22 protein-coding genes and 1 pseudogene are annotated in these 21,178 nt (G+C 34.3%); 12 read left to right on the forward strand and 11 right to left on the reverse strand.

The window, feature by feature from the left end:
• Nucleotides 1–48 precede the first annotated feature (48 nt).
• Nucleotides 49–405, forward strand: a complete 357-nt coding sequence (locus CQ022_RS05350; protein ID WP_105682756.1) for a hypothetical protein — start codon at nucleotides 49–51, stop codon at nucleotides 403–405.
• A gap of 71 nt (nucleotides 406–476) precedes the next feature.
• On the opposite strand, the gene CQ022_RS05355 is transcribed toward CQ022_RS05350, so the two are convergent.
• Both CQ022_RS05355 and CQ022_RS05360 read right to left on the reverse strand, forming a co-directional pair.
• Nucleotides 477–1,154 (reverse strand): YceI family protein, encoded by a 678-nt coding sequence (locus CQ022_RS05355; RefSeq protein WP_105682008.1) that lies wholly within the window; start codon nucleotides 1,152–1,154, stop codon nucleotides 477–479.
• 111 nt (nucleotides 1,155–1,265) lie between these two features.
• Entirely contained in the window at nucleotides 1,266–1,538 is a 273-nt protein-coding gene (locus CQ022_RS05360; protein WP_105682007.1) for a hypothetical protein, read from the reverse strand.
• Nucleotides 1,539–1,818: 280 nt separating this feature from the next.
• Here CQ022_RS05360 and CQ022_RS05365 point away from each other — a divergent pair, with 280 nt between their 5' ends.
• Together CQ022_RS05365 and CQ022_RS05370 are read left to right on the forward strand one after the other, a co-directional pair.
• Nucleotides 1,819–3,942, forward strand: coding sequence for a Tex family protein (locus CQ022_RS05365; RefSeq protein WP_105682006.1), 2,124 nt, complete (start codon nucleotides 1,819–1,821; stop codon nucleotides 3,940–3,942).
• A gap of 52 nt (nucleotides 3,943–3,994) precedes the next feature.
• A complete protein-coding gene (locus tag CQ022_RS05370; RefSeq protein WP_165791639.1) occupies nucleotides 3,995–4,645 on the forward strand; it encodes an HAD family hydrolase in 651 nt (216 codons plus the stop codon).
• Between the two features lie 76 nt (nucleotides 4,646–4,721).
• Here CQ022_RS05370 and CQ022_RS05375 read toward each other — a convergent pair whose 3' ends face one another.
• Nucleotides 4,722–6,170 carry a LuxR C-terminal-related transcriptional regulator gene (locus CQ022_RS05375; RefSeq protein ID WP_165791638.1) on the reverse strand — a complete coding sequence of 483 codons (1,449 nt, stop codon included), beginning with the start codon at nucleotides 6,168–6,170 and terminating at the stop codon, nucleotides 4,722–4,724.
• A gap of 1,113 nt (nucleotides 6,171–7,283) precedes the next feature.
• On the opposite strand from CQ022_RS05375, the gene CQ022_RS05380 reads away from it, so the two are divergent.
• Nucleotides 7,284–7,631, forward strand: a complete 348-nt coding sequence (locus CQ022_RS05380) for a hypothetical protein (RefSeq protein WP_317046931.1) — start codon at nucleotides 7,284–7,286, stop codon at nucleotides 7,629–7,631.
• Between the two features lie 152 nt (nucleotides 7,632–7,783).
• Here the strand turns inward: CQ022_RS05380 and CQ022_RS05385 are convergent, their stop codons facing one another.
• Both CQ022_RS05385 and CQ022_RS05390 read right to left on the reverse strand, forming a co-directional pair.
• Complete coding sequence (locus CQ022_RS05385) at nucleotides 7,784–8,218, reverse strand: helix-turn-helix transcriptional regulator (RefSeq protein WP_105682002.1); 435 nt, start codon at nucleotides 8,216–8,218, stop codon at nucleotides 7,784–7,786.
• 155 nt (nucleotides 8,219–8,373) lie between these two features.
• Nucleotides 8,374–8,742: a hypothetical protein gene (locus CQ022_RS05390; protein ID WP_123864385.1), complete on the reverse strand. Its 369-nt coding sequence runs from the start codon at nucleotides 8,740–8,742 to the stop codon at nucleotides 8,374–8,376.
• Between the two features lie 559 nt (nucleotides 8,743–9,301).
• Here CQ022_RS05390 and CQ022_RS05395 point away from each other — a divergent pair.
• A complete protein-coding gene (locus CQ022_RS05395) occupies nucleotides 9,302–9,640 on the forward strand; it encodes a transposase (RefSeq protein WP_105682000.1) in 339 nt (112 codons plus the stop codon).
• A 350-nt stretch (nucleotides 9,641–9,990) separates the two neighbouring features.
• On the opposite strand, the gene CQ022_RS05400 is transcribed toward CQ022_RS05395, so the two are convergent.
• From CQ022_RS05400 to CQ022_RS05410, 3 genes are all read right to left on the reverse strand, one after another.
• Complete coding sequence (locus CQ022_RS05400; RefSeq protein ID WP_105681999.1) at nucleotides 9,991–11,562, reverse strand: M28 family peptidase; 1,572 nt, start codon at nucleotides 11,560–11,562, stop codon at nucleotides 9,991–9,993.
• A 267-nt stretch (nucleotides 11,563–11,829) separates the two neighbouring features.
• Nucleotides 11,830–12,006, reverse strand: a complete 177-nt coding sequence (locus tag CQ022_RS05405) for a histone H1 (RefSeq protein ID WP_047377485.1) — start codon at nucleotides 12,004–12,006, stop codon at nucleotides 11,830–11,832.
• 306 nt (nucleotides 12,007–12,312) lie between these two features.
• On the reverse strand, nucleotides 12,313–13,728 hold the full coding sequence (locus CQ022_RS05410) for a PLP-dependent aminotransferase family protein (RefSeq protein WP_105681998.1): 1,416 nt from the start codon (nucleotides 13,726–13,728) through the stop codon (nucleotides 12,313–12,315).
• Between the two features lie 117 nt (nucleotides 13,729–13,845).
• Here CQ022_RS05410 and CQ022_RS05415 point away from each other — a divergent pair, with 117 nt between their 5' ends.
• From CQ022_RS05415 to CQ022_RS05425, 3 genes and pseudogenes are all read left to right on the forward strand, one after another.
• Nucleotides 13,846–14,361 (forward strand): hypothetical protein, encoded by a 516-nt coding sequence (locus tag CQ022_RS05415; RefSeq protein WP_105681997.1) that lies wholly within the window; start codon nucleotides 13,846–13,848, stop codon nucleotides 14,359–14,361.
• Between the two features lie 186 nt (nucleotides 14,362–14,547).
• A complete protein-coding gene (locus CQ022_RS05420) occupies nucleotides 14,548–15,462 on the forward strand; it encodes a helix-turn-helix domain-containing protein (RefSeq protein ID WP_105681996.1) in 915 nt (304 codons plus the stop codon).
• A gap of 87 nt (nucleotides 15,463–15,549) precedes the next feature.
• Nucleotides 15,550–16,755, forward strand: a pseudogene (locus CQ022_RS05425) (MFS transporter).
• Nucleotides 16,756–16,767: 12 nt separating this feature from the next.
• Here CQ022_RS05425 and CQ022_RS05430 read toward each other — a convergent pair.
• Nucleotides 16,768–17,121: a DUF488 domain-containing protein gene (locus tag CQ022_RS05430; protein WP_105681995.1), complete on the reverse strand. Its 354-nt coding sequence runs from the start codon at nucleotides 17,119–17,121 to the stop codon at nucleotides 16,768–16,770.
• A 208-nt stretch (nucleotides 17,122–17,329) separates the two neighbouring features.
• Here CQ022_RS05430 and CQ022_RS05435 point away from each other — a divergent pair, with 208 nt between their 5' ends.
• Entirely contained in the window at nucleotides 17,330–17,803 is a 474-nt protein-coding gene (locus CQ022_RS05435; protein ID WP_105681994.1) for a MarR family winged helix-turn-helix transcriptional regulator, read from the forward strand.
• Nucleotides 17,800–18,642 (forward strand): universal stress protein, encoded by an 843-nt coding sequence (locus CQ022_RS05440; protein WP_105681993.1) that lies wholly within the window; start codon nucleotides 17,800–17,802, stop codon nucleotides 18,640–18,642. Before CQ022_RS05435 ends, CQ022_RS05440 begins: the two co-directional genes overlap by 4 nt.
• Nucleotides 18,643–18,671: 29 nt before the next feature.
• Here the strand turns inward: CQ022_RS05440 and CQ022_RS05445 are convergent, their stop codons facing one another.
• Both CQ022_RS05445 and CQ022_RS05450 read right to left on the reverse strand, forming a co-directional pair.
• A complete protein-coding gene (locus CQ022_RS05445; RefSeq protein ID WP_105681992.1) occupies nucleotides 18,672–19,268 on the reverse strand; it encodes a Crp/Fnr family transcriptional regulator in 597 nt (198 codons plus the stop codon).
• A gap of 114 nt (nucleotides 19,269–19,382) precedes the next feature.
• Nucleotides 19,383–19,739 carry a winged helix-turn-helix transcriptional regulator gene (locus tag CQ022_RS05450; protein WP_105681991.1) on the reverse strand — a complete coding sequence of 119 codons (357 nt, stop codon included), beginning with the start codon at nucleotides 19,737–19,739 and terminating at the stop codon, nucleotides 19,383–19,385.
• Between the two features lie 117 nt (nucleotides 19,740–19,856).
• Between CQ022_RS05450 and CQ022_RS05455 the strand changes: the two genes are divergently transcribed.
• Both CQ022_RS05455 and CQ022_RS05460 read left to right on the forward strand, forming a co-directional pair.
• Complete coding sequence (locus CQ022_RS05455) at nucleotides 19,857–20,459, forward strand: FMN-dependent NADH-azoreductase (protein ID WP_105681990.1); 603 nt, start codon at nucleotides 19,857–19,859, stop codon at nucleotides 20,457–20,459.
• A gap of 228 nt (nucleotides 20,460–20,687) precedes the next feature.
• Nucleotides 20,688–21,104 carry a RidA family protein gene (locus CQ022_RS05460; RefSeq protein ID WP_105681989.1) on the forward strand — a complete coding sequence of 139 codons (417 nt, stop codon included), beginning with the start codon at nucleotides 20,688–20,690 and terminating at the stop codon, nucleotides 21,102–21,104.
• Nucleotides 21,105–21,178 lie beyond the last annotated feature (74 nt).

Here is a 21,178-nt window from a genome sequence, read left to right on the forward strand (position 1 = left end):
GCTATGAGAACAAGATTTTTTACATTTGCTCTTCTTAAAAACAAATCAATGACGGTACAGGATCTTGCAGGAAGCTATTCAATTGAAGGAAGTAATCAGGAAGAATCTTCCAACCCTACTTATCATGGCATATTAACCTTATCCATTGATGAGAACAACCGTATTATTGCGCAATGGATCATTGGTGATCACCAACAGAATGGCACCGGATTCTATAAAGATCATATTTTAGTCGTCAACTTTCATTATGAAGGAGATGATCATAAAATCTATAAAGGAGTTGCCGTATACCGCTGTTTAAGCAAAGATGTACTGGATGGCTTTTGGTCTGAGAAGCATGGTAACCCCTTATATCTTGGAAGTGAATTTTGTGTAAGAATTCAGAATTCCAGGATTATAAACTGATTCCATTTGTACTATTAAAAAGAGCTGCCTTCATGGAAGACAGCTCTTGTAGTTATTGAAATTTAAATAACTTATTTTTTAGCTTTTACGTCGATCGCAATCTCGATATCTTTGCTGATCATCCATTCTGCAGGATCTGCTTCAGAAGTACCGAATTTGATTCCCCAGTCTGCTCTGTTTACCGTAAATTTAGCCTGAATAGCTGCTGTATTTTCTGCTACATCTACTTTAGCAGGGAAAGTAACATTCATTGTTTTTCCTGATAATGTAAGGTTTCCGCTTACCGTTTTATTAGCTCCTGCTACAGCATCTTTTGGTGCTTCTTTCAAATCTGTAACACTTGTAATTTTGAAATCAGAAGTAGGGTTTTTCGCTACATCAAAGAAATCAGGATTTTTAAGGTGACCTTCAAGATCTGCAGGTTTTTTATCTTTTTCTGTTACTGAAGCCGGATCTACTTTGATTGAGTTCATATCAATAATAAAGTTTCCTGCAGAAACCTGACCTCCATCAACACTGATATCTCCTGATTTTACAGCAAGTGTTCCCCAACGAGGAGCCATACCTCCTTTGTGGAAAGCTTTCCAGTTTACGATAGAAGTTACAGTATCTACTGCCAATGTTTCTCCTTTGCTCTCTGCAACTGTTTGCTCCTGACCAGTAGCAGCAGTATCTGCAGATTTCCCTTTATTACATGATGCTAAAAGCAATCCTACTCCAACTAATGCAATTACGCTAATTTTTTTCATATTGAACTGTTTTAAAAAAGTTTATTGAAATTTTGTTGTTTTCGGGTACAAAAATAGAAAAACCAGCTTACCTTCATCTTAACATATATCAAGAAATACAAATTCGTATAATTATTTACAGTCATACATCCACTGGCGAGAGACATCCCATCTGTATTGAGAATCATAACTGCTGAAGAATTCCTTACTCTTCTGAGTCCCATTTCTAAAGCATTCAACAGTATTATCTTTCTGTGGATCTCCTTTAGCCACCCATGCCGTATCTGAATAATCGGTATAGGTACCATCATGATCATTTTTTAAGGTAACAGTCCGTTCATACTCCTGTACCATACAGTTGCATTTTTTAGGCTCTTCAGAATCAGCATATATACAGGATTTCATAAAAGAACAACAGATGAATAGGATAAATATTTTCCTCATGTTTATCATAGTGAGTTACTAGTTTTTGAATTCATATAAATAAGTAAATATTTAAATACAAAATCAGGACAAACACAGATTTAAAAATTAATTATCAATCAATTAAAATACAGTTAAAATCAGACACAAAAAAATGAGTGGAGAAGAATAATTTAAGATTAAAAAAATAAAGTGATTAATACATTCCGTATTTGTTATTTCTCGTTCCAAAACCCTATTTTAGCTTTCCGAAAACAGAACAATGACGACCGTAGAATTTATACAAAAGCAGCTCAATATTTCCGAAAAGAGCATCAACAATACTTTACAATTATTAGCAGAAGACTGCACTATTCCTTTTATTTCCCGATATCGAAAAGATAAAACCGGAAACCTTGATGAAATACAAATCGAACAGATTTCAAAAATCAGCAAGCAATTTGAAGAAATCGTCAAGAGAAAAGAATCTATTTTAAAATCTATAGAAGAACAGAATGCTTTGACTCCTGAGCTTCAACAGAGAATAGAGGAAAGTTTTGATATTCAGGAACTCGAAGACCTTTATCTGCCTTTCAAAAAACGCAAGAAAACCAAAGCTGATACAGCCAAGGAAAAAGGACTGGAACCTCTCGCTAAAATCATAATGAGCCAAAAAAATAATGATATCTCTTTTCTGGCTTCAAAATATCTTAACAATGAAGTAACTTCTGAAGAAGAAGCATTGCAGGGCGCGAGAGACATCATGGCAGAATGGATTAATGAAAACATGTATGTCCGTAAGAATCTCCGCAGACTATTTCAGCGCAAGGCAGTGGTTACCTCTAAGGTTGTAAAAGCTAAAAAAGACGAGGAAGAAGCTCAGAAATTTTCCCAATATTTTGAATGGGAAGAAAGCCTTAACAGAACACCATCTCACAGACTTCTGGCCATGTTAAGAGCAGAAACCGAAGGCTTTGTAAAAACAAATGTAGGAATAGACAAAGAAGAAGCCATTGATTTCATTGAAAAAGCAATTATCAAATCCAATAATGAAAGTTCGGAACAAATTGCACTGGCAATAAAAGATAGTTATAAAAGACTTTTGGAACCAGCCATTTCAAATGAAGCCCTACAGGAAGCCAAAGAAAAAGCAGACAAAAAAGCCATTGAAATTTTTTCTGAAAACTTAAGTCAACTCCTTCTGGCTCCACCGTTGGGAGAGAAAAGAATTCTGGCAATAGACCCCGGATACCGAAGTGGATGCAAAGTGGTATGCCTGGATGAAAAGGGAGATTTATTACACAACGAAACCCTTTACCCTCACGCTCCGCAGAATGAAAGTGGTATGGCTATGAAAAAGATCCGCTCTATGGTTAACGCTTATAATATTGAAGCCATTTCTATAGGTAACGGAACAGCAAGCCGTGAAACAGAGTTCTTCATTAAAAAAATTGCCTTTGATAAACCCCTGCAGGTTTTTGTGGTTTCAGAAGCCGGAGCATCAGTTTATTCTGCAAGTAAAATTGCTAGAGATGAATTCCCTTCATATGATGTAACGGTGCGTGGAGCGGTTTCTATTGGAAGAAGACTTTCTGATCCACTGGCAGAATTGGTAAAGATTGATGCCAAATCTATTGGTGTTGGGCAATATCAGCATGATGTAGATCAGACTCAGCTGAAAAATGAGCTGGATTCTACCGTGATGAAATGTGTAAATTCTGTAGGAATTAATTTAAATACGGCGAGTAAGTCCCTTTTAAGTTATGTTTCGGGAATTGGGGATAAAATGGCGGAAAACATTGTTAATTACCGTACTGAAAACGGTGCATTTGAAGACCGAAAACAACTTAAAAAGGTGCCAAGACTTGGAGAAAAAGCTTTTCAGCAGGCTGCCGCTTTTGTAAGAATTGCGAATGCCAAAAATCCGTTAGACAATTCTGCTGTACACCCTGAAGCGTATGGAATTGTAGAGAAAATGTCAAAAGATTTAGGAATTAAAACCAATGAACTGATTGCCAATAAAGAAAAAATAGCGCTGATAAAACCTGAAAATTACCTTACAGGTGAAATCGGAATCTTAGGGATAAAAGATATTTTAAAAGAACTTGAAAAACCAGGACTGGATCCAAGAAAAGCCGCAAAAGTATTTGAATTCGATCCCAATGTTAAAAGCATCAAAGATTTAAAAGCAGGCATGATCCTTCCGGGAATTGTCAATAATATTACAGCTTTTGGGTGTTTCGTTGACCTTGGAATCAAAGAAAGCGGACTTGTTCATATTTCTCAGCTGAAAGACGGATTTGTATCCGATGTCAACGAAGTCGTAAAGCTTCATCAGCATGTTCGTGTAAAGGTAACAGAAGTAGATGAAGCAAGAAAAAGAGTGCAGCTGAGTATGATTTTGTAATTTTCAACTGTTTACCTATTTAAATTAAAGCAGAAACCACAAAACAGTCATTTTGAACACAAAAAACTTAATTTTCGACCTTGACGGCACATTATGGGATTCCAGAGCAACAATCATCAAAATATGGAATGAGGTATTGGGTAGAAATCAGTGGCTCAAGCAGGAACTGAAACCCGAAGATATGGATCAGTATATGGGATTATTAGCTCATGATATTGTAAAAGACATCCTTCCCGGTATTTCAGATTTGCAAGCCCAGGAACTTCTTTCTGAAATTGTAGCCGAAGAAAATAAAATACTACACCTACAGGGTGGAATTTTATATGATGGTGTTGAAGAAACTTTAAAGAGTTTAGCCAACACCCATTCTCTTTTCATTGTAAGCAACTGCCAGGAGGGTTATATTGAATCATTCTTAGACTACTATCAATTCAATGATCTGTTCGTTGATTTTGAGTCTCACGGACAAACTCAAAAACCAAAATCTGAAAACATACAGCTTCTGATGGAAAGAAACCAACTAACCGTTGAAGATTCTGTATACATCGGCGACACCCAAACCGATTATGATTCAGCACGCTCCAACGGATTACCGTTCATTTTCTGTAAATATGGATTTGGAAAGTTAATTGACCCCTTTTATGAACCGGCAATTCTGACCTTTTCACATCTGGGAGATCACATTTCCGGTACTTCAAAATAAAAGGCTTCCTCTGATGAGGAAGCCTTTTATTTTCACATAACATATCTTACCAATTCGTACAAGCATCATCAGACGGTTATGCCGAATTTAAACTTTGTAAAAAAAAGTAAATATCCACATCAGAGGGAATATTCAATTTTTTCCGTAATCTATTTTTCTTTGTTTGTACTGATCTATGCTGCATAAATCCATACTGCGCAATTTCTTTAGAAGAAAAACCCAATTGTATCATTGCACAGAAGGAAAGTTCATTAGTCGATAGCTTTGGATTAATATCAAGAAGCTTTTCCACTAACTCCGGATAAGCACTTTGGTATTCATTGAAAAACAAAGGATCATTTTTCTTGGCTAAAAAAATCAGCCTTTCATCATTAATCGACATTTTTTTTATTAAAAATTCAGCCTCTAATTCTCTTGCCTTTATAATTTTACGTTTTCGGACAATTCTTTTATTATAACTATAATACACAAATACAATAATAGCAACTAATAAAAAAACAAGTCCATTGTATATAATAGTGAAATTTCGTCGCTCGTTATCTACTTTCTCCTTTTCCTGAGTCATTTTATCAACAGAAGTATTGATTGACTTTTCCCATACACGTGCCAGACTATCATTTAATTTGGTATATTTCTCCAGATATTCCCTCTCTTTTGAGCCATCATTTAATTTTTTATAAGTATTGACAAGTGCTTGGTACACCCTCGGGATTTGATAAATTCTTCGGGTCTTTTTGAGTATTTCCACTGATCTAATATAGTAATCCAATGCCGAAGTATAATTCTTCTTTGCAAATAAAAAATCCCCATAATAAGAATAAGTAACAGCCCTTTGAGAATCCCAGTAATCTCTTTTTCTTAAAAGAGAAAATGCTCTGTTAAAATACACCTTTGATGAATCTTCATTTTTACCATAAAGCAAATAGTGATTAGCTATTGAGGAAGTAATAACCGGTGTAGGTTTTACATCCAAAGCTTTATGTAAATACATTAATGAAGAATCAATTGAGTTGGTTTCCCTTAAAAAATCAGCTCTGTTGGCATACACCAAAGATAAAATTTCCTGATTACGTTTATCTTTTATGAGTTTCCCATAATAAATTGATCTTGAATTATACTTAAGCGCTTTTTTATAAAGACCTATTACATAATTAGCCTGACCATACTCCTGATATAGTTTAGTATACAGATAATAATCTTCTACCCCTTCAAGATTTTCTTCAGCAATCTGAAGGTACTGGAATGCATTATCATACATTCCAACTGTTGCATAAATATTACCTAAATTAATATAAGAAAGGACTTCACCTCTCTTATAATCCTGCTTTTTACTAATATCGCAAAATTTCTTATTAAGATCAATCAGTTCTTTCCTTCTGCCACTTATCCTCAAATCCTCATTAACCTTTAACAGCATACTATCTATATATTGAGGAGTATACGTCTGAGAATATAGTAAATCAGAAAATAACAGACAGATTAGGGAGCTAATCAATATTTTCGAAAATCGATTAAGCTTAGGCATTCGCATAGTAAATTCAATAATAATTAATTTTAAAAAGATAAAAAAAGATGTTAATCCCTTATATAAACACTACTTAAAAGGATCATTACAACATCTTTTCCAAACCCATCACACACTGCAATTTGTTTGCCATAAAATTAAAAAAAATAAAAATATTTACAATGTTTTTACCAATTTTAGTTAAAATTTAAAATTATCAATATTATAATCACTATATATTGATTAATTATTATTTCACAAAAGGCATTGATACTGAGAAAAATAAAATCCAAAAATGCATCATAAATTGATTGATAGGAAATTAATATTTTTAAGTAATTATCATCACTTCATGAATTCTAAATTCACCTACGGATTGTTTCTTTAAACTTCTCAAAAAAAGACATTTCATCAGGATCTAAATTTAGTTTTTAGAGCTAAAAAAACAGATGATGTATGTTTGATGTATCCATAATTTTGCTTAGTTTAATAATCAAATCTAAATTTGCAGTAAGATAATTCTTTGGTAAAATAAACATAAAACCGCATTACTGATTTAAGAATTTCGTTAAAAATAGGAAAGATTGTTTTTAAAGTTTTCAGTCACTACCCTATCAATAAAAATCTATTGTACCTAAACTTTAATAACAAAAGCAGTTTTCATTTTGATTTTTATAAATCTTTATACTGATCAAAGTTGCCACTCCCGTTTTTTACGGGAGTTTTTTGATTTCATACTTAACAGTTCATTAGAAAACCACTGATCCGTACCGACTCTAAATGAGGGAGTTTTAAAATGTTGTACTTATGATGTAGATCTATTTAGTGAGAAGAAAATAATCAGTGTTAAATTTGAGTAAAAATTACGAAGAGGCTTTTACTTACTATTTTCACTTCTCCTCAAAATAGAAATCAATATCGAATCCCTATAATAGGGTGAAGATATTCACTATAATTCAGAAACCCTCATTCCAGCCTGGTAAAAAAGACTCTGAGACTTTTACTATTTTTTGAAAAATAAATTCTAATTATATAATACCGTTTATTTTGAACTTTAAAAAAATACATATTGGCAGCACTATTAAGGCCAAATTTCTGGAAGAAGCATTGGACATGCATAGAGTATGTAGCTTTATGAAATGTACTGAATCTGAAATTGAACAAATGTTCCTGGAAAAAGATCTGACGACAGATAAATTATTGAGATGGAGTAAACTGTTAGAATATGATTTTTTTCGGGCTTACTCCCAACACCTGATACTCTTCTCCCCTCCTAAAAAAGAAATTTCAACCAGAACTTCCCACAAAAAAACATCTTCTTTACCTGAATTCAGGAAGAATATTTACACGAAAGAAATCATAGAATTCATTCTGGAACAAATTGAAACAGGAAAAAAGACAAAATTAGAAATTATAAATGATTATAAAATCCCAAAAACTACATTATATAAGTGGATTGCCAAGTATACAGAAAAAAAATAAGAGATACCAACCATTGTTGAAGCTGCAAAATCAAATTACTTTTCCAAATTATAATTCCTGAAAACAGGGAAAGCACGTAACAAAAAAATAGACTTAAGAATTAGTCTATTTTTTGTTATTTGGTTTTCTAAATTAGTTTATTATTCTGAAAATTAGTGTTCAGAAAGATTTTTAAAGAACAAATACAGGTCAACATCTGAAGAAATATTCAGTTTTTTTCTAAGCCTGTGTTTTTTATTCTGTACAGATCGGTGTTCCACAAAAGTATATTGTGCAATTTCTTTTGATGATAATCCCAGCCATATCATTGCACAAAAAATTAAATCTGATTTTGATAAATTAGAATTTATCGCAAGTAATTTTTTAATAAAGTTAGGATATGCTTCCTGAAATTTATTAAGAAAATTAGGATCATTTTTCTTAACCAACTCTATGATGCAATCATAAGAATTATTGAGTTTTTCCTTTAAGGCATTCGCTTCAAATTCTTTTTGTCTTATTATATCTTTTTTTTTTTGACAACGGATATAGGCAAAAAGTAAAACAACAATAAGGCATAAAACCACAATATTGTAAATAAAAAACATATTTTTCTTTGAAATATTTTCAGATTCTTTTTCTTTCTCCTCCTCATTTAGTACCTGATAAGTGTTGGTATTATTTTGTACAATTGAGGATTATTATAGACTTTCTTTGCTTTTTTCAGAATAGCCACCATTATCTCTGATAACAAACCCTGATTCTACTGTACGTAAAGGGGTACACTGTATTTATTTCCAAGCACAGCTGTTTGTTTAGAAGGATTATTAATGAATGTAACATTGGTAATATCAAAATTTCCTTCACCTAATTTCACCCATATTTCATCATTAAATCCTAAGGAAGTTATATTCATGGCCTGATCTGAAAGTGTAGTATCAGTATCAGTATCAGTATCAGTAATAAAAACAAAAGCTCCTCTTTCCGTTGAAATGTATGTTTTTGTTTTAAGTTGAGCTCCGGTAATTGTTGATGCAATGATTCTATTTAGAGCAACCGACTGTGTTGGCTTTCCAACTCCATCTAAAGTAATTTTAGGAGCAGAAGAATCAATTCCGACTTGGGAATACACATCCAACAAGTATAATATTAATAAGGTTAATACAATTTTTATCTCCACACTATTTTTTGTTTCGCCGCAAAAATATAAAATAAGCATTATGATGTATTAAATAACACATACATCATAGATACAGCATGACGAAACACGCGTGAACTCAAACAAATAACCCTGTTTTATTGAAGAAGGCAACTTACTTTTTGTTGTAGCAAATTTTTGCATTTTTTAGCATTAAACAAAAGCTGTACACATGATGTATACGAAATATTGCACCATATAGAATGGAAAACATAATTTTACATGAAAACACAAACTATATACTTTTTATTAGCTTTCAAATTGTTTAGTTGATATTAAGACCAGGTACTAGAGTCGTAAATGACATTAAAGAAGTAAAAACACTATTTAAAGTTTAAAGGCAGTTTCTGCGTTATTATTTTTTAAATATTGAAATCATTCTTATAATTGGTTGGAGATCTTTCTTTGATTAATTTATGAACTCTAGTATTTATTTTTATCAATATGGCTCATTCAAAAAAGTTTATAAAATGATAAAACGACATTATTACATATGAATCATCATGAACCATCTCACTCAACGACTCCTGATTATAAAAAAATTTACAGCGATCTTGTTGATCTGAAATATCCGGAGAAAAAGCATGAATGTGCAAAAATTTTATCGAAGAAAAATCTTTCTGCGTTTGATGTAATAGAAATTAACCGGATCATATTTAGTTATGATCAGAACATTAAGGCAAACCAATCTCATCGTTCTTATAACAAGGAAACGATATACAAAATTCTTGAATATCAAAAAAAGAATTATCTTAATAACACGCAGCTTGCTTTACATTTTAAACTCAGTCGTAACACGGTTGCAAAATGGAAAACATTATTCAGTATTTAATCAATTCACACTCATATACATTTATTATGAAATTCGTCTGTAGTTAAAAATATTATACTTTTTATTTAAAGAATATATTTTATACAGAGGATAAAAGAATATCACCTCTTTCTTATTAAGATAGTAAGGAATATTCCATTTCTTAGGAAATTCATAATAAAAAATGCCATCATTGGCTAAAACATATATTATTCACCTAGATAAATAAATGTTTTTAGCCAATAACGGCAAAAAAAAGAATAGGATAAATTATAGGGTTTACTGTTATATATTCAGAAACATTTAAAATTATCCTGAATTAATATCTCTATTTCACCCCATATCTTTTATCTGTTTCAAATAAAGAAGACCTATTTGTAATCTTTAGAACTTCTTCTAGGTTCTTTTACTTCCGGCCATTTTACAGCCTCTCCTTTTTCATTCTGAGGCATTACTCTTTTTTCTCTGTTGCTGAATTCAGGATCTTCGGAAGCCATATAAGCTAATGCTGCCGTTAAAATAACATTATTTTTTACTTCATCAAAAACGATCTTATCGTAAGTATCTTTCGTAGTATGCCACGTATATCCGAAATATCCCCAGTTCAGAGAACCTAAAGAAATTCCGGGTACTCCTGCTGCTACGAACGAAGCATGGTCAGAACCTCCACCTCCAGGCATCCCCGGGAAATCAGTTTTAATATGGCTTCTTACTGCTTTGGGAACACCATCAAGCCATCTTCCAACATAATCATAAGCTTTTACAAATCCCTGACCGCTGATGTTCACAACACGTCCGGTTCCGTTATCCTGATTAAAAGCAGCCTGTACTCCCTTAATAATCTGAGGATTATCTACCACAAAACCTCTAGAACCATTTAATCCCTGCTCTTCACTTCCCCAAAGTCCGATTACAATAGTTCTCTTGTTATTAGGATAATATTTTTTCAGAATTCTCATGGTTTCCAGCATGGTGATCGTTCCTGTTCCATTATCTGTAGCTCCCTGAGCTCCATCCCACGAATCAAGGTGAGCAGAAAGAATCACATACTCATCGGGTTTTTCTTTTCCTTTGATCATACCGATTGTATTAAAGCTTTTCGCTTCAGGAAGTATTTTGGATTGAGCATCAATTTTCATTTTAGGCTGAGTTCCTTTTTCTGCCATTCTGTAAAGCATTCCATAGTCTTCCACATCGATATCGATCATTGGAATTTTGGATGTTTTCGCTCCGAATATTCTGTTAGCCCCCATGATACCAGTCCAGTTTGAAATGGCAATACCTGCCGCTCCGGCTTTCTCTAAAGCTTCAGGAAGACTGTTGTTATCATACCCGACATTCTTTATATAAGCAGCAAAATCTTTGGCAGCCTGTTCTTTTTCCGCTTTAAGCTTTTCATACAATTCAGGTGTTGCAAATTCTTTGATTTGTTCATCAGAACGACCGATTTTCTGGTACTGTGCCATCAGTACAATTTTTCCCTTCACGGAAGGAAGCCATTGATCAAATTCAGCTTTAGAAGACACTTTCGGAAGAATAATTACTTCTGCCTCCACTGCCTTTTTAGTAGCCGGGCTCCATGCAAGCTGTGTTGCGGAAAGAGATTTTACACGCGGATACGTCATATCAACATGAGTAACACCTCTCTGCCAGCCTTTCCAGGTTCCGAATTGCTGAAGATTGGCATCAATCCCCCAAGAACGGAGTTTATTGGCACTCCATTCGTTTGCTGCCAGCATTTCGGGAGTTCCCACAAGACGAGGTCCGATTCCATCCAACAGCTCAGACGCCAGATTTTCCAGCTGGGAATTATTATTTACTTCATCTACAAAACTTTTTACGATAGGGTTTAACCTTTCTTTTGGGTCAACCTTTACCTGAGCCCAGGAAAACTGAGCAGCCAGCACTACTGCAGGCACTGCAAAAAATCTATTTATCCTCATAATATTTATTGATTGGTTTAAAGATAAAAGAAATTAGGGAGATGATGAAAGATTAAGCCTAAAAAAGAGGCATTCCCATGATAATATCCAATTTTTAATCTAAAAATAATAACAAAAATCTACTATGGGAATAATTCACAAAAAAAGACTATCTATATGACAGTCTTTGGTATTTATAAAATGACATTTTATTTTCTATTGAGAAATACCTGATAAGCAGATATATTAGAAATAAAAAGCCGGCTTCAAAAGCCGGCTAAAGGTAAATTATTTCTTAGCTTCTTCTACAGAAACTTTTCTGAAGTCTTTGAACAATTTGCTTAGTTCTAAAGCTGCTTTACGAGCTCTTGTACCAGCTGCTTTGTTTCCTTTTTCCGCTTGTTGGTTTGCCTCAGTTGTGAACGCTTCAAATTCTGCGTTGATTTTTTCAATTAGTTCTTTCATTTATTTAAAAATTTAGGCTGCAAATATAGGTTTTATGGTGATTCCAGCCTAATTGTGTTGAAAAAAAATAGTGGATTTAATCATTTTTTTTGAGACTTTCTTACATTCAATTTAATTTTTAAAATAAAATCAATTTATTGTAGAAAATCAGCCATCTATTTGAGTCTGAAATATCTTGTAAATTAAAATTTAAATAAAACATTAAGAATCAATAAGAACGCAAGAAAAGTAAACGAAGATTCTCTTAAAAGTTTCATTTAGGAAGCCATTTGACTTTCTCTATTTTACTAAATTGTTCTTAAAGTTTTAAAACTGCAGCTCTTTTGCTTTCTTGCCTGCATCTTTCAGTAAAACAATGCTTTCAGAGGCAATTCTTTCGCTAAAAATAATCCTGAAATAAAAATAATATTTATCCGTGAAAGAAAAGGTACTTCCGGGAGTAAACAAAATCTGATGTTTCTCACAATACTGATAAAACCTTTCCATATCAGTATTCTGAGGAAGTTGCCCCCAAATACTGTAACCTCCTCTCGGCCTGTGGAAATAAGAACCTTCAGGAAAGGAATTTCTTAACACCTCCAATACCTGAACAGCCTGCTGACTAAGTTTTTTCCGGAATAACCGGAGATGCCTTTCATAACTGCTTCCCTGTAGCAGTTTCAGAACCAATTCCTGATAAATAGGAGAAACGGTACGCCCTAAAGCAAACCTTACTCTTTCGGATTTTGCATAAAAACTTCCGGCATATAACCAGCCTAAACGAATTCCCGGAGCTAACGTCTTTGAAAACGATGAATACATCATTACTATCCCTTTTTTATCAAAGCTTTTTATACTTTGCGGTCTTTGTTCTTCAAAATAAAGATCGGAGTACATATCATTCTCAATAATACAGAACTGATACGTTTCTGCCATGCTCAGAATTTCTTTTTTTGTTCCATCTTTCATTACAACGCCTGTGGGATTGTGAAAATTGGGAGTCGTGACAAGAGCACAGATCTTATTTTCCCCACAGATCGTTTTGAGATATTCAGTATCAAAACCTGTTTTATAATGTACAGGAATCTCAATAACTTTCAGTTCAAGGTGAGCAAGCACTTCCAGCACAGAAAACACACATGGACTCTCAACAGCCACTACATCTCCTCCTTTTGTAACCGATTTTAAAGCAATTGTAAGCGCCTGCAACGCACCATCAGTGATAATTATTTCGTCTGGATTTAATATACAGCCATAAGCTCCCATTTGTTTTGCAATCTGTTTCCTTAATAGCTCCAATCCGTTTGGGGGATAATACCTGAGCAGTGATGCCCCTTTCTCACGAATAACTTCCTGCATTGTTCTGAGGATAAGTTTTTGCGGAATCAGAAGATCTCCGGGTACAGCCGTATTGAAAGAACTGAATTCTGAAGTTCTTTTGGAAGTAAGCATCATGTTTTTCATAAATACTTCATCCCTCACTACGGCCGGAAGCTTTGTTTTTACTTCCGGAATATTTTCCTCCTGAATTCCTGTAACGAAATAGCCAGACCGTGGATTACTCCTGATCAACCCTTTAATCATAAGATATTCAAATCCACTTTGCACAGAGCTTGTGCTCAGTTTGTATTTTTCCTTAATGTCACGAATGGAAGGAAGCTTATCATTTTCCTGTAAAATTCCATTGTAGATCTGCCTTTCTATTTCGGCCGTAAAAATTTCGTACTTATAAGGTTTCATCATAATACGTCAACTGTACTGAACAAATTTACAAAAATACCTTTCTGTACCGATGATATTTTAGCGAACTGTATCCTTTTTGAATGGATTAATCTTATAATTTTGAATAAAAAAAGTTCCATGGATATCATTTCAAAATTTACAGTAGGTTCTGAAGAGGGAATTTCTGATCTTATAACCATTATTGATTCTTCCGTTTATACATTATACAGAGAGTTTGTAAGCGAGGAAGAGATTAAAAGATATATTCAAAACGAGATAGATCCGAGAAAGATGATTAATGATCTGAATGACCTTTCTAATCAACTAATCATGATGTATGCGGATCAGAAGCCCATTGGATACAGTATTATCAAAAGCGGCTCTCTCCATCCCGGAATTCCCGAAGGAAAAAGAGCTACAGAAATCACTTTTGTAATTCTTCCGGAGTACGATTGTTCTGAAACAAGACAGTCGCTCTGGAAAAAATGCAGATCAGCAGTGAGTTTTACAGATGTTATATGGATCAATATCCTGGATCATGATCCGCTTGCAGACTTTTTAAAAGAATTTGGTTTTGTAGTGGTGGACAGTTCAAGGACAGGGCCTTTTCAGTTGCCATCGCATATTTTAGAATTGGAGGTTAATAAAAGTTAGTTTAATTCATTTTTTAACCACAGATTTCTCAGATTTTATAGATGTTTTCCTATATTTTATCACTGCAGGTCTTTTTTAAGAATACTGATATCGAGAGAGACTATAATTCTTATTTTTATTATCTCACTTAAAATCATCCTAAGTGAGCAACCGTTTACTTATCTTTGATTTTTATAATTTTTACTTATGAGCGATCAGCTGGAAACCATAGAAGATTATTACAAACGCATTCGTAAAGACCAGATCAAAATATTTGATTCTGAAGATTTTGAGACAGGAAAATCTCATTTCAATATTTCTATGCGGAGATATTGCAGCTTCAAGAGTCCCTACAACCGCCGTGATTATTATAAAATAAGCTTTATCATAGGAAAAGGCACGATTCATTATGGTACCCATCAGTTGTTTATTGATGGTCCTGCTTTATTTTTCCCTTCTCCAAGCATTCCCTATTCATGGGAGTGTGAAAGTGATGTACAGGAGGGATATTTCTGCTTGTTCAATCAGGAATTTTTTAATGGAAATTCAGAATTTAATCTGTTTAAAAAAACATCAATGTTCAAAGAATGGAGTAAACCAGTGGTATTTCTGACGGAAGAACAGGCTCAGCTGGCAACTCTTTATTTTGATCAGATTTACAGGATGAATAATTCTGCGTATCCTTTCCGTTGCAGCAGTATCAAAAGCAATCTTGCCTCTGTGATGCATCTGGCACTGGAAAACCGTGTGGAAGACATCAATCCTAATGAGCTCCCCGCAAATGTACGTCTGTACAAGTTATTTGATGAATTGCTCACCAAACAGTTTCCTCTGGACTCTCCTGCTTATCCATTGGCATTAAAAACACCTTCCGACTTTGCGGAGCACCTGAATGTACATGTCAATCATTTGAATTCTTCTGTAAAATCTGTAACCAACCTTACTACTACTCAGATTATCAAAGAAAAAATGTTTGAAGAGTCTAAAAACCTGCTGAAGTATACGAATTGGGATATTGCCCAGATAGGCTATACTTTAGGGTTTGATCAGCCTGCTCATTTTAATAACTTTTTTAAAAAGCATGCCCGGACTTCGCCATTAAAATTTAAGAATTTATCTTAATATTTGATTTTCGTAATTTTTGCTTTGTCTTTTAAAATCCAGTTTCCCATTTCTTGACTTATTTTTGCATGGTAAAAACGAATGAATATGTTGAGAGAAGCATCTGAGCAACGAATCAGATTAATTACCATTATGGCCTTCGTGTCTATCCCGCTTTCCGGGTTTGTCACGGATATTTATTTACCATCGTTTCCTTCTATGGCCAAAGAAATGATGGTTTCGGAAAAAGATATTCAGATCACGTTGACCTCATATCTATTGAGCTACGGAATTTCCTAGTTGTTTGTAGGAGGAATTCTGGATAGTATAGGACGTTACCGTCCTAAATTGATTGCCTTGTTCCTCTTGATCCTGACCAGTATTCTCATTACGATGACGAACAGCATTTTACTGATCTGTCTGCTTCGTATACTTCAGGGAGCAGCTGTTTCGGTTCTTGTGGTGGCTACGCGTGCTATTTTCGTAGACATTTATGATTCGGAAAGAGTAAAGCATTATTTGAGCTATTTTACCATTGTATGGTCGTGCGGCCCTATTCTGGCTCCTTTCCTGGGAGGGTATCTTGAGAAAATATTTAACTGGCATGCTAATTTTTATTTTCTAGCCGGATATGCCGGATTTCTGTTCCTTTTTGAGTGGTTTTTTAGTGGCGAAAGTCTTCCCCAGAAAAAGAAACTGGATCTGTCGGAGAATATCAGTCTTTACAAAATGATGCTTAAAAACAGGATTTTCATGTTAGGGATTTTCATTTTAGGATTGAGCTACTCTATTGTTATGCTCTTTAATATTACCGGGCCTTTTATTATTGAAAATACTTTTCATTTTACACCAGTAGTTATTGGATACTGTACATTGATCCTGGGCTTCTCCTGGATGATAGGAGGTTTTATCGGAAAACGAAGACTGACTCTTGATTTTAAACCAAGAATTCTACAACCTATTTTGCTTCAGCTGATTCTGATTGCCGGACTGATTATCACCAGTTATTTTGCAGAAAGTCTTTTCATTATGATTCCTTTTGCCTTTTTTATTCACATCTGCTCCGGAATTTTATTTACCTCCTTTTTTACAACAAGTATGCTTTACTTTCCTAAAAATGCAGGTACCGCCGGAGGGCTTATGGGTGGATTGGTATATGTGATCACTTCTGTAACGAGCTTTATCATTTCTGTAAGCGGAACTGTAACAGATCAAAAAGATCTTTCGTGGCGTTATCTGATCATCGCATTTTTCCTTTTGGGAATTATCCTTATTATGCATCAGGCCGTTAAAAAAGAAAAAGCAGAGAACTAATCTCTGCTTTTTTTATTTTATACTTTCCAGATACTTTTTTACAATGATGGCATGGCAATGGGCTTCATCTTTAGCAGCATATAACAATGTAATTTTCTCCTGATTCTTATGACGCTTCAGGAAGCCATGCCCGAGATTACTTTCATGAAGTTCCTTCATATATTTTTCTGAAAATTCTTGCCATAATGCAGGATCGTGATGAAACCACAGTCTTAATTCTGTTGATGGCGCAATGTCTTTATCCCATTCATCAAGATCAGCATTTTCTTTTGAAAGTCCTCTTGGCCAAAGACGATCTACCAGAATACGGCAGCCATCGTCTGGAGACGGTGTTTCGTAAATTCTTTTTAACACAATTACAGACATATCCTTTTTTAATTAATATTCTAGTTATCTGACTACAAAATTTGTTCCTGAAGATTTATTTTTTCATTTTTTATCTCTTGCTATAGAATACTTTACCTTCGATTAGTTTTAATTAAAACTAATTTTTCGTATATTTGTTAGGATAAGTCATGCTAAAATCCTTTTGGATATCGATTTTATACTGCTGTATCATTATTAATTATAAAGTATGTCTGCAAAACAGAATATATCAGAACTGGCCCTGGAACTTGGTCTGGCGATGAGTGAAATGAAAAGCCGTCTCCGGCAGAAAATCCAGAATAGTATTAATGAATATGATCCGGATCTTTCTTTTGAACTGATTGAAATTCTGGGACTTCTTTCACGCAATAACGGCATCAATCAGCAGGAAATCGGGAATAAAGTAAGTAAAGACAAATCAAGTATTACCTACCTCATCAATAGCCTTGTAAAAAGGGATTTAGTGGAAAGGATAGCTGATAAAAATGACAGGAGAAATAAACAGATCTTTTTGACTCAGAAAGGGAAACAGATTGTAGAAACCGTTTATCCCTGGGTATTGGATCTTTATAAAAAGGCAGCAGGTACTATAGACGAAGAAGAGATAAACAAAGCACTGCTTTTAGTAAAAAAAATGACCGCAAACCTGGAAGAACCGGGATCAAAACATGATAGCATATGAGAACAATCCTTGTACCCATTGATTTTACATCAACTACGGAAAATGCAGTAAGAGTTGCCGCAGATTGGGCAAAAACCTACGAATATCAAAACATTATCCTCCTAAAAACAGCAGGTGAATCTGAGTTTGACTACCTGCATATTGCAGAAGGTCATTCCTTTGTGAATGAAGAAAGTGTAAATAATTTACTGCAGAGAACGGAGTCATTATTTGACCAATTAAGCAGTATTATTACCGAAAAGTCCCCTGAGGTAAAGGTTTCCAGGATTTTAAGTGACTGGGTCATTACCAGAAGTATTAATGAGCTCTTAAAAAATCAGCCGTCTGTGGAATTGATTATTTTGGGAAGTGATGATCAGACTTCCAGTACTGAGAGTTTTGTTTCTGATAATATTATAAGTATTGCAAGAACAAGCCCTGTGAAGACCTTGATTGTTCCTAACAGCTATCATTACACTCCTATTAAGAATATCTTTATTCCTTGTGATATTAAAGGAATTAAAAGATTAGAAAGATTATTTCATCACAAATCTGTTATTCATAAGCAGGATGTACGACTGTCATTTTTAAATATCAACAACAATGAAAAAGAGAATGAAGACCATAAAAAAGAACTGGAAGACTATATTCGTGAACATTTAACAGAAATCCCAAGCAGCATTCATTATTCTCATGATGAAAACGTCATTAATGGAATCCTGTCTTTTGCCGCATCAAATGAGGCAGATCTTATCATTGCATTACCTGGTAAGCACAGCTTCCTGTATTATCTGGCAAGCAGAAGTATTTCTGAAGGAATTTACCAAAATACGCATCAGCCTGTTTTAATTTTAAAATAATAAAAGAACTTAGTTTGAAGTACTGAAAGCTAATAATAAATTTTAGTGCTTTCAATTTTAACCATTTTCTGTTCCTCCATTTTTTTGACATATCTGATCACCGTTTCCACCCGAAGACCGGTTAGGGTTGCTATTTGCTGTCTCGTATAGGGAATCAGAAATGAATACGCTTCTACAAATCCGAAATACTTTTTAATATGATCAAAAAGCTTTGTGAGCTTTACAATGGGATCCGAAATGGCCAGAAAACTGGAAATCATAAATCTGAAATGAAGTCTGTCTGCCATATATTTATTAATCTCAAGCATCAATTCAGGGTTTTCCAGCAGGATTTCAAGAATTTTTGTTTTGGAAATTTTAATGATTTCACAGTGGGTAACCGCAATGGCATTAATGGCATAATGATGGTCTGTGAATAAATAACTTTCACCAATGCAATGACCATCAAAAGGCAGCCCGTGAACAAATTCTTTTCCGTCTTCCAAAAACGTATTCAGTTTCACAGTACCATATTTGATCTGGAAATAATATTTTGCTGCGGTACCTTCCTGAAAAACAGCATCTCCGGCTTCATAATTTTCCAGACTGGCTCCGTGAGAAAATAATAAGTCTTCGCCTATGACCATCTTGTTATTATTAATTTGAGTAAAAGTACTTAAAGTATAAGCAATGCTGCAACTTATCAAATACCACAAAACACAGTATTTGCTAACCTCAACACTACTCTTCTATTTTTATTATCAGGCAGTAATTTTCTTTTTATGCTTTGCTCCCCAATCTGCCAGAGCAGCAATAACATCTTTCAGTGATTCGCTATATTCTGTGGGAACATATTCTACCAACACCGGTTTCTGATCTGTAATAACCGTCCTTTCAACCAGATGATTTACCTCCAGTTTTTTTAATTCGCTGGATAATACTCTTGCTGAAATTCCTTTGATAGTTCTCTGCAGTTCATTGAAACGGGTATGCCCACCCAAAATAGCAATCATTACGCGGATGGTCCATCTCCCTCCTAAAACATACAAAGCATCCTCTGTAGCAGACAGATGAGTACTGCATTGCGGCCTTGAATACACTATTTTTTCTTCTTCCATTGTTTCTGTTTTAGCTTATTACTAACCTAAATGTTATTACTAACCTTTTGGTAACTACTATCTTTTTATTAGTAAATATAAATAATTTTGAAACATCAATTTTTAAAAAAATAAAAAATGAAACGAGTACTTCATATTGTCTCAAGCCCGAGAAGCGAATCATCAATCAGTAAAAAACTGGGAAATGCCGTTGTGGAAAAAATTACAGCAAAATACCCTGACAGTGTTTTTAAAAAACGTGATTTGGCGAATCCTCTTTTTCCTCATTTAGAAGAAGCACATATCAATGCATTTTTCACTCCTGCTGAAAACCGGACTTCTGAACAATGGGAAACGGTAAAACTTTCAGATACAGTCATTGATGAGCTGCATGAAGCCGATATTATTGTTATCGAAGCTCCATTGTATAATTTCAGCATCACTTCTACCCTGAAATCATGGTTAGATCATATTGCCAGAGCTGGAAAAACCTTCAGCTACAGTGAAAACGGTCCTGAAGGTTTGGTAAAAAACAAAAAAGTATATCTGGCTTTTTCCAGTGGCGGAGTATATTCGGAAGGGGAAAGACAGGCTTATGATTTTGTTGTTCCTTACTTAAAACAAACTCTTGGATTTATGGGAATGACGGATATTTCTGTGGTACGTGCAGAAGGTCTTTCTGTTCCTGTCATTCAGGAAACGGCTTTACAAAGAGGGATTGAAAGTATTGTTGTAGAGTAAAAAATTTAAAGAGGCTGTCTCAAAGATGAAATTCTTCACTACATTTCCGAGCTGTGTTCACAGACTTCCAGCGTATGTTCAGAATGAAACTTTTGAGACAGCATTTTTTATTTGAATTCCATTTTTATTGAAAGGGAACTTTACCCAAATAAAAGAATATTTTTCTCAACATATGTAAAGAGTTTTTCAATTTTTATCTCTCATCTTTACCTCATTAAATGAAAGATTATGGAAAGCAATACACAACCTACACTGATTAATCCTGCGGAATTATTTAATCCTGGACCTTATGGTTTCTCACACAGCATTTCTATAGAATCTCCTTCTCAGATGTGCTTTATTTCCGGGCAGAGCGGAGGTGTCGGGGAAAATCATGAATTGGCGGATGATTTTAAAACTCAGGTTCAGGATGCTTTGAAAAACCTAAAAATTGTGCTGAAAAGCCATGACATGACATTTGAGAATATTGTCAAAATTACCTTACTCATTGTGGATCACAATCAGGAAAAACTTGAAATATGGGCGGATGAAGCGAAGAAAGTATGGCATCATTCATTCTTGCCTACCAGTACACTTATTCCGGTAAGTCAGCTGGCTTTACCTGGAATGTTGTTTGAGATAGATGCGATTGCTGTCAAGAATTAGTTTCTGTTAAGGCGTTCTATCAATAATGATGAAAAACTTTTCACTCCGGTTCTGATGCTTTCCTCATCCACCTG

Origin of the sequence: Chryseobacterium culicis (assembly GCF_002979755.1) — a bacterium.
GTDB lineage: Bacteria > Bacteroidota > Bacteroidia > Flavobacteriales > Weeksellaceae > Chryseobacterium > Chryseobacterium culicis_A.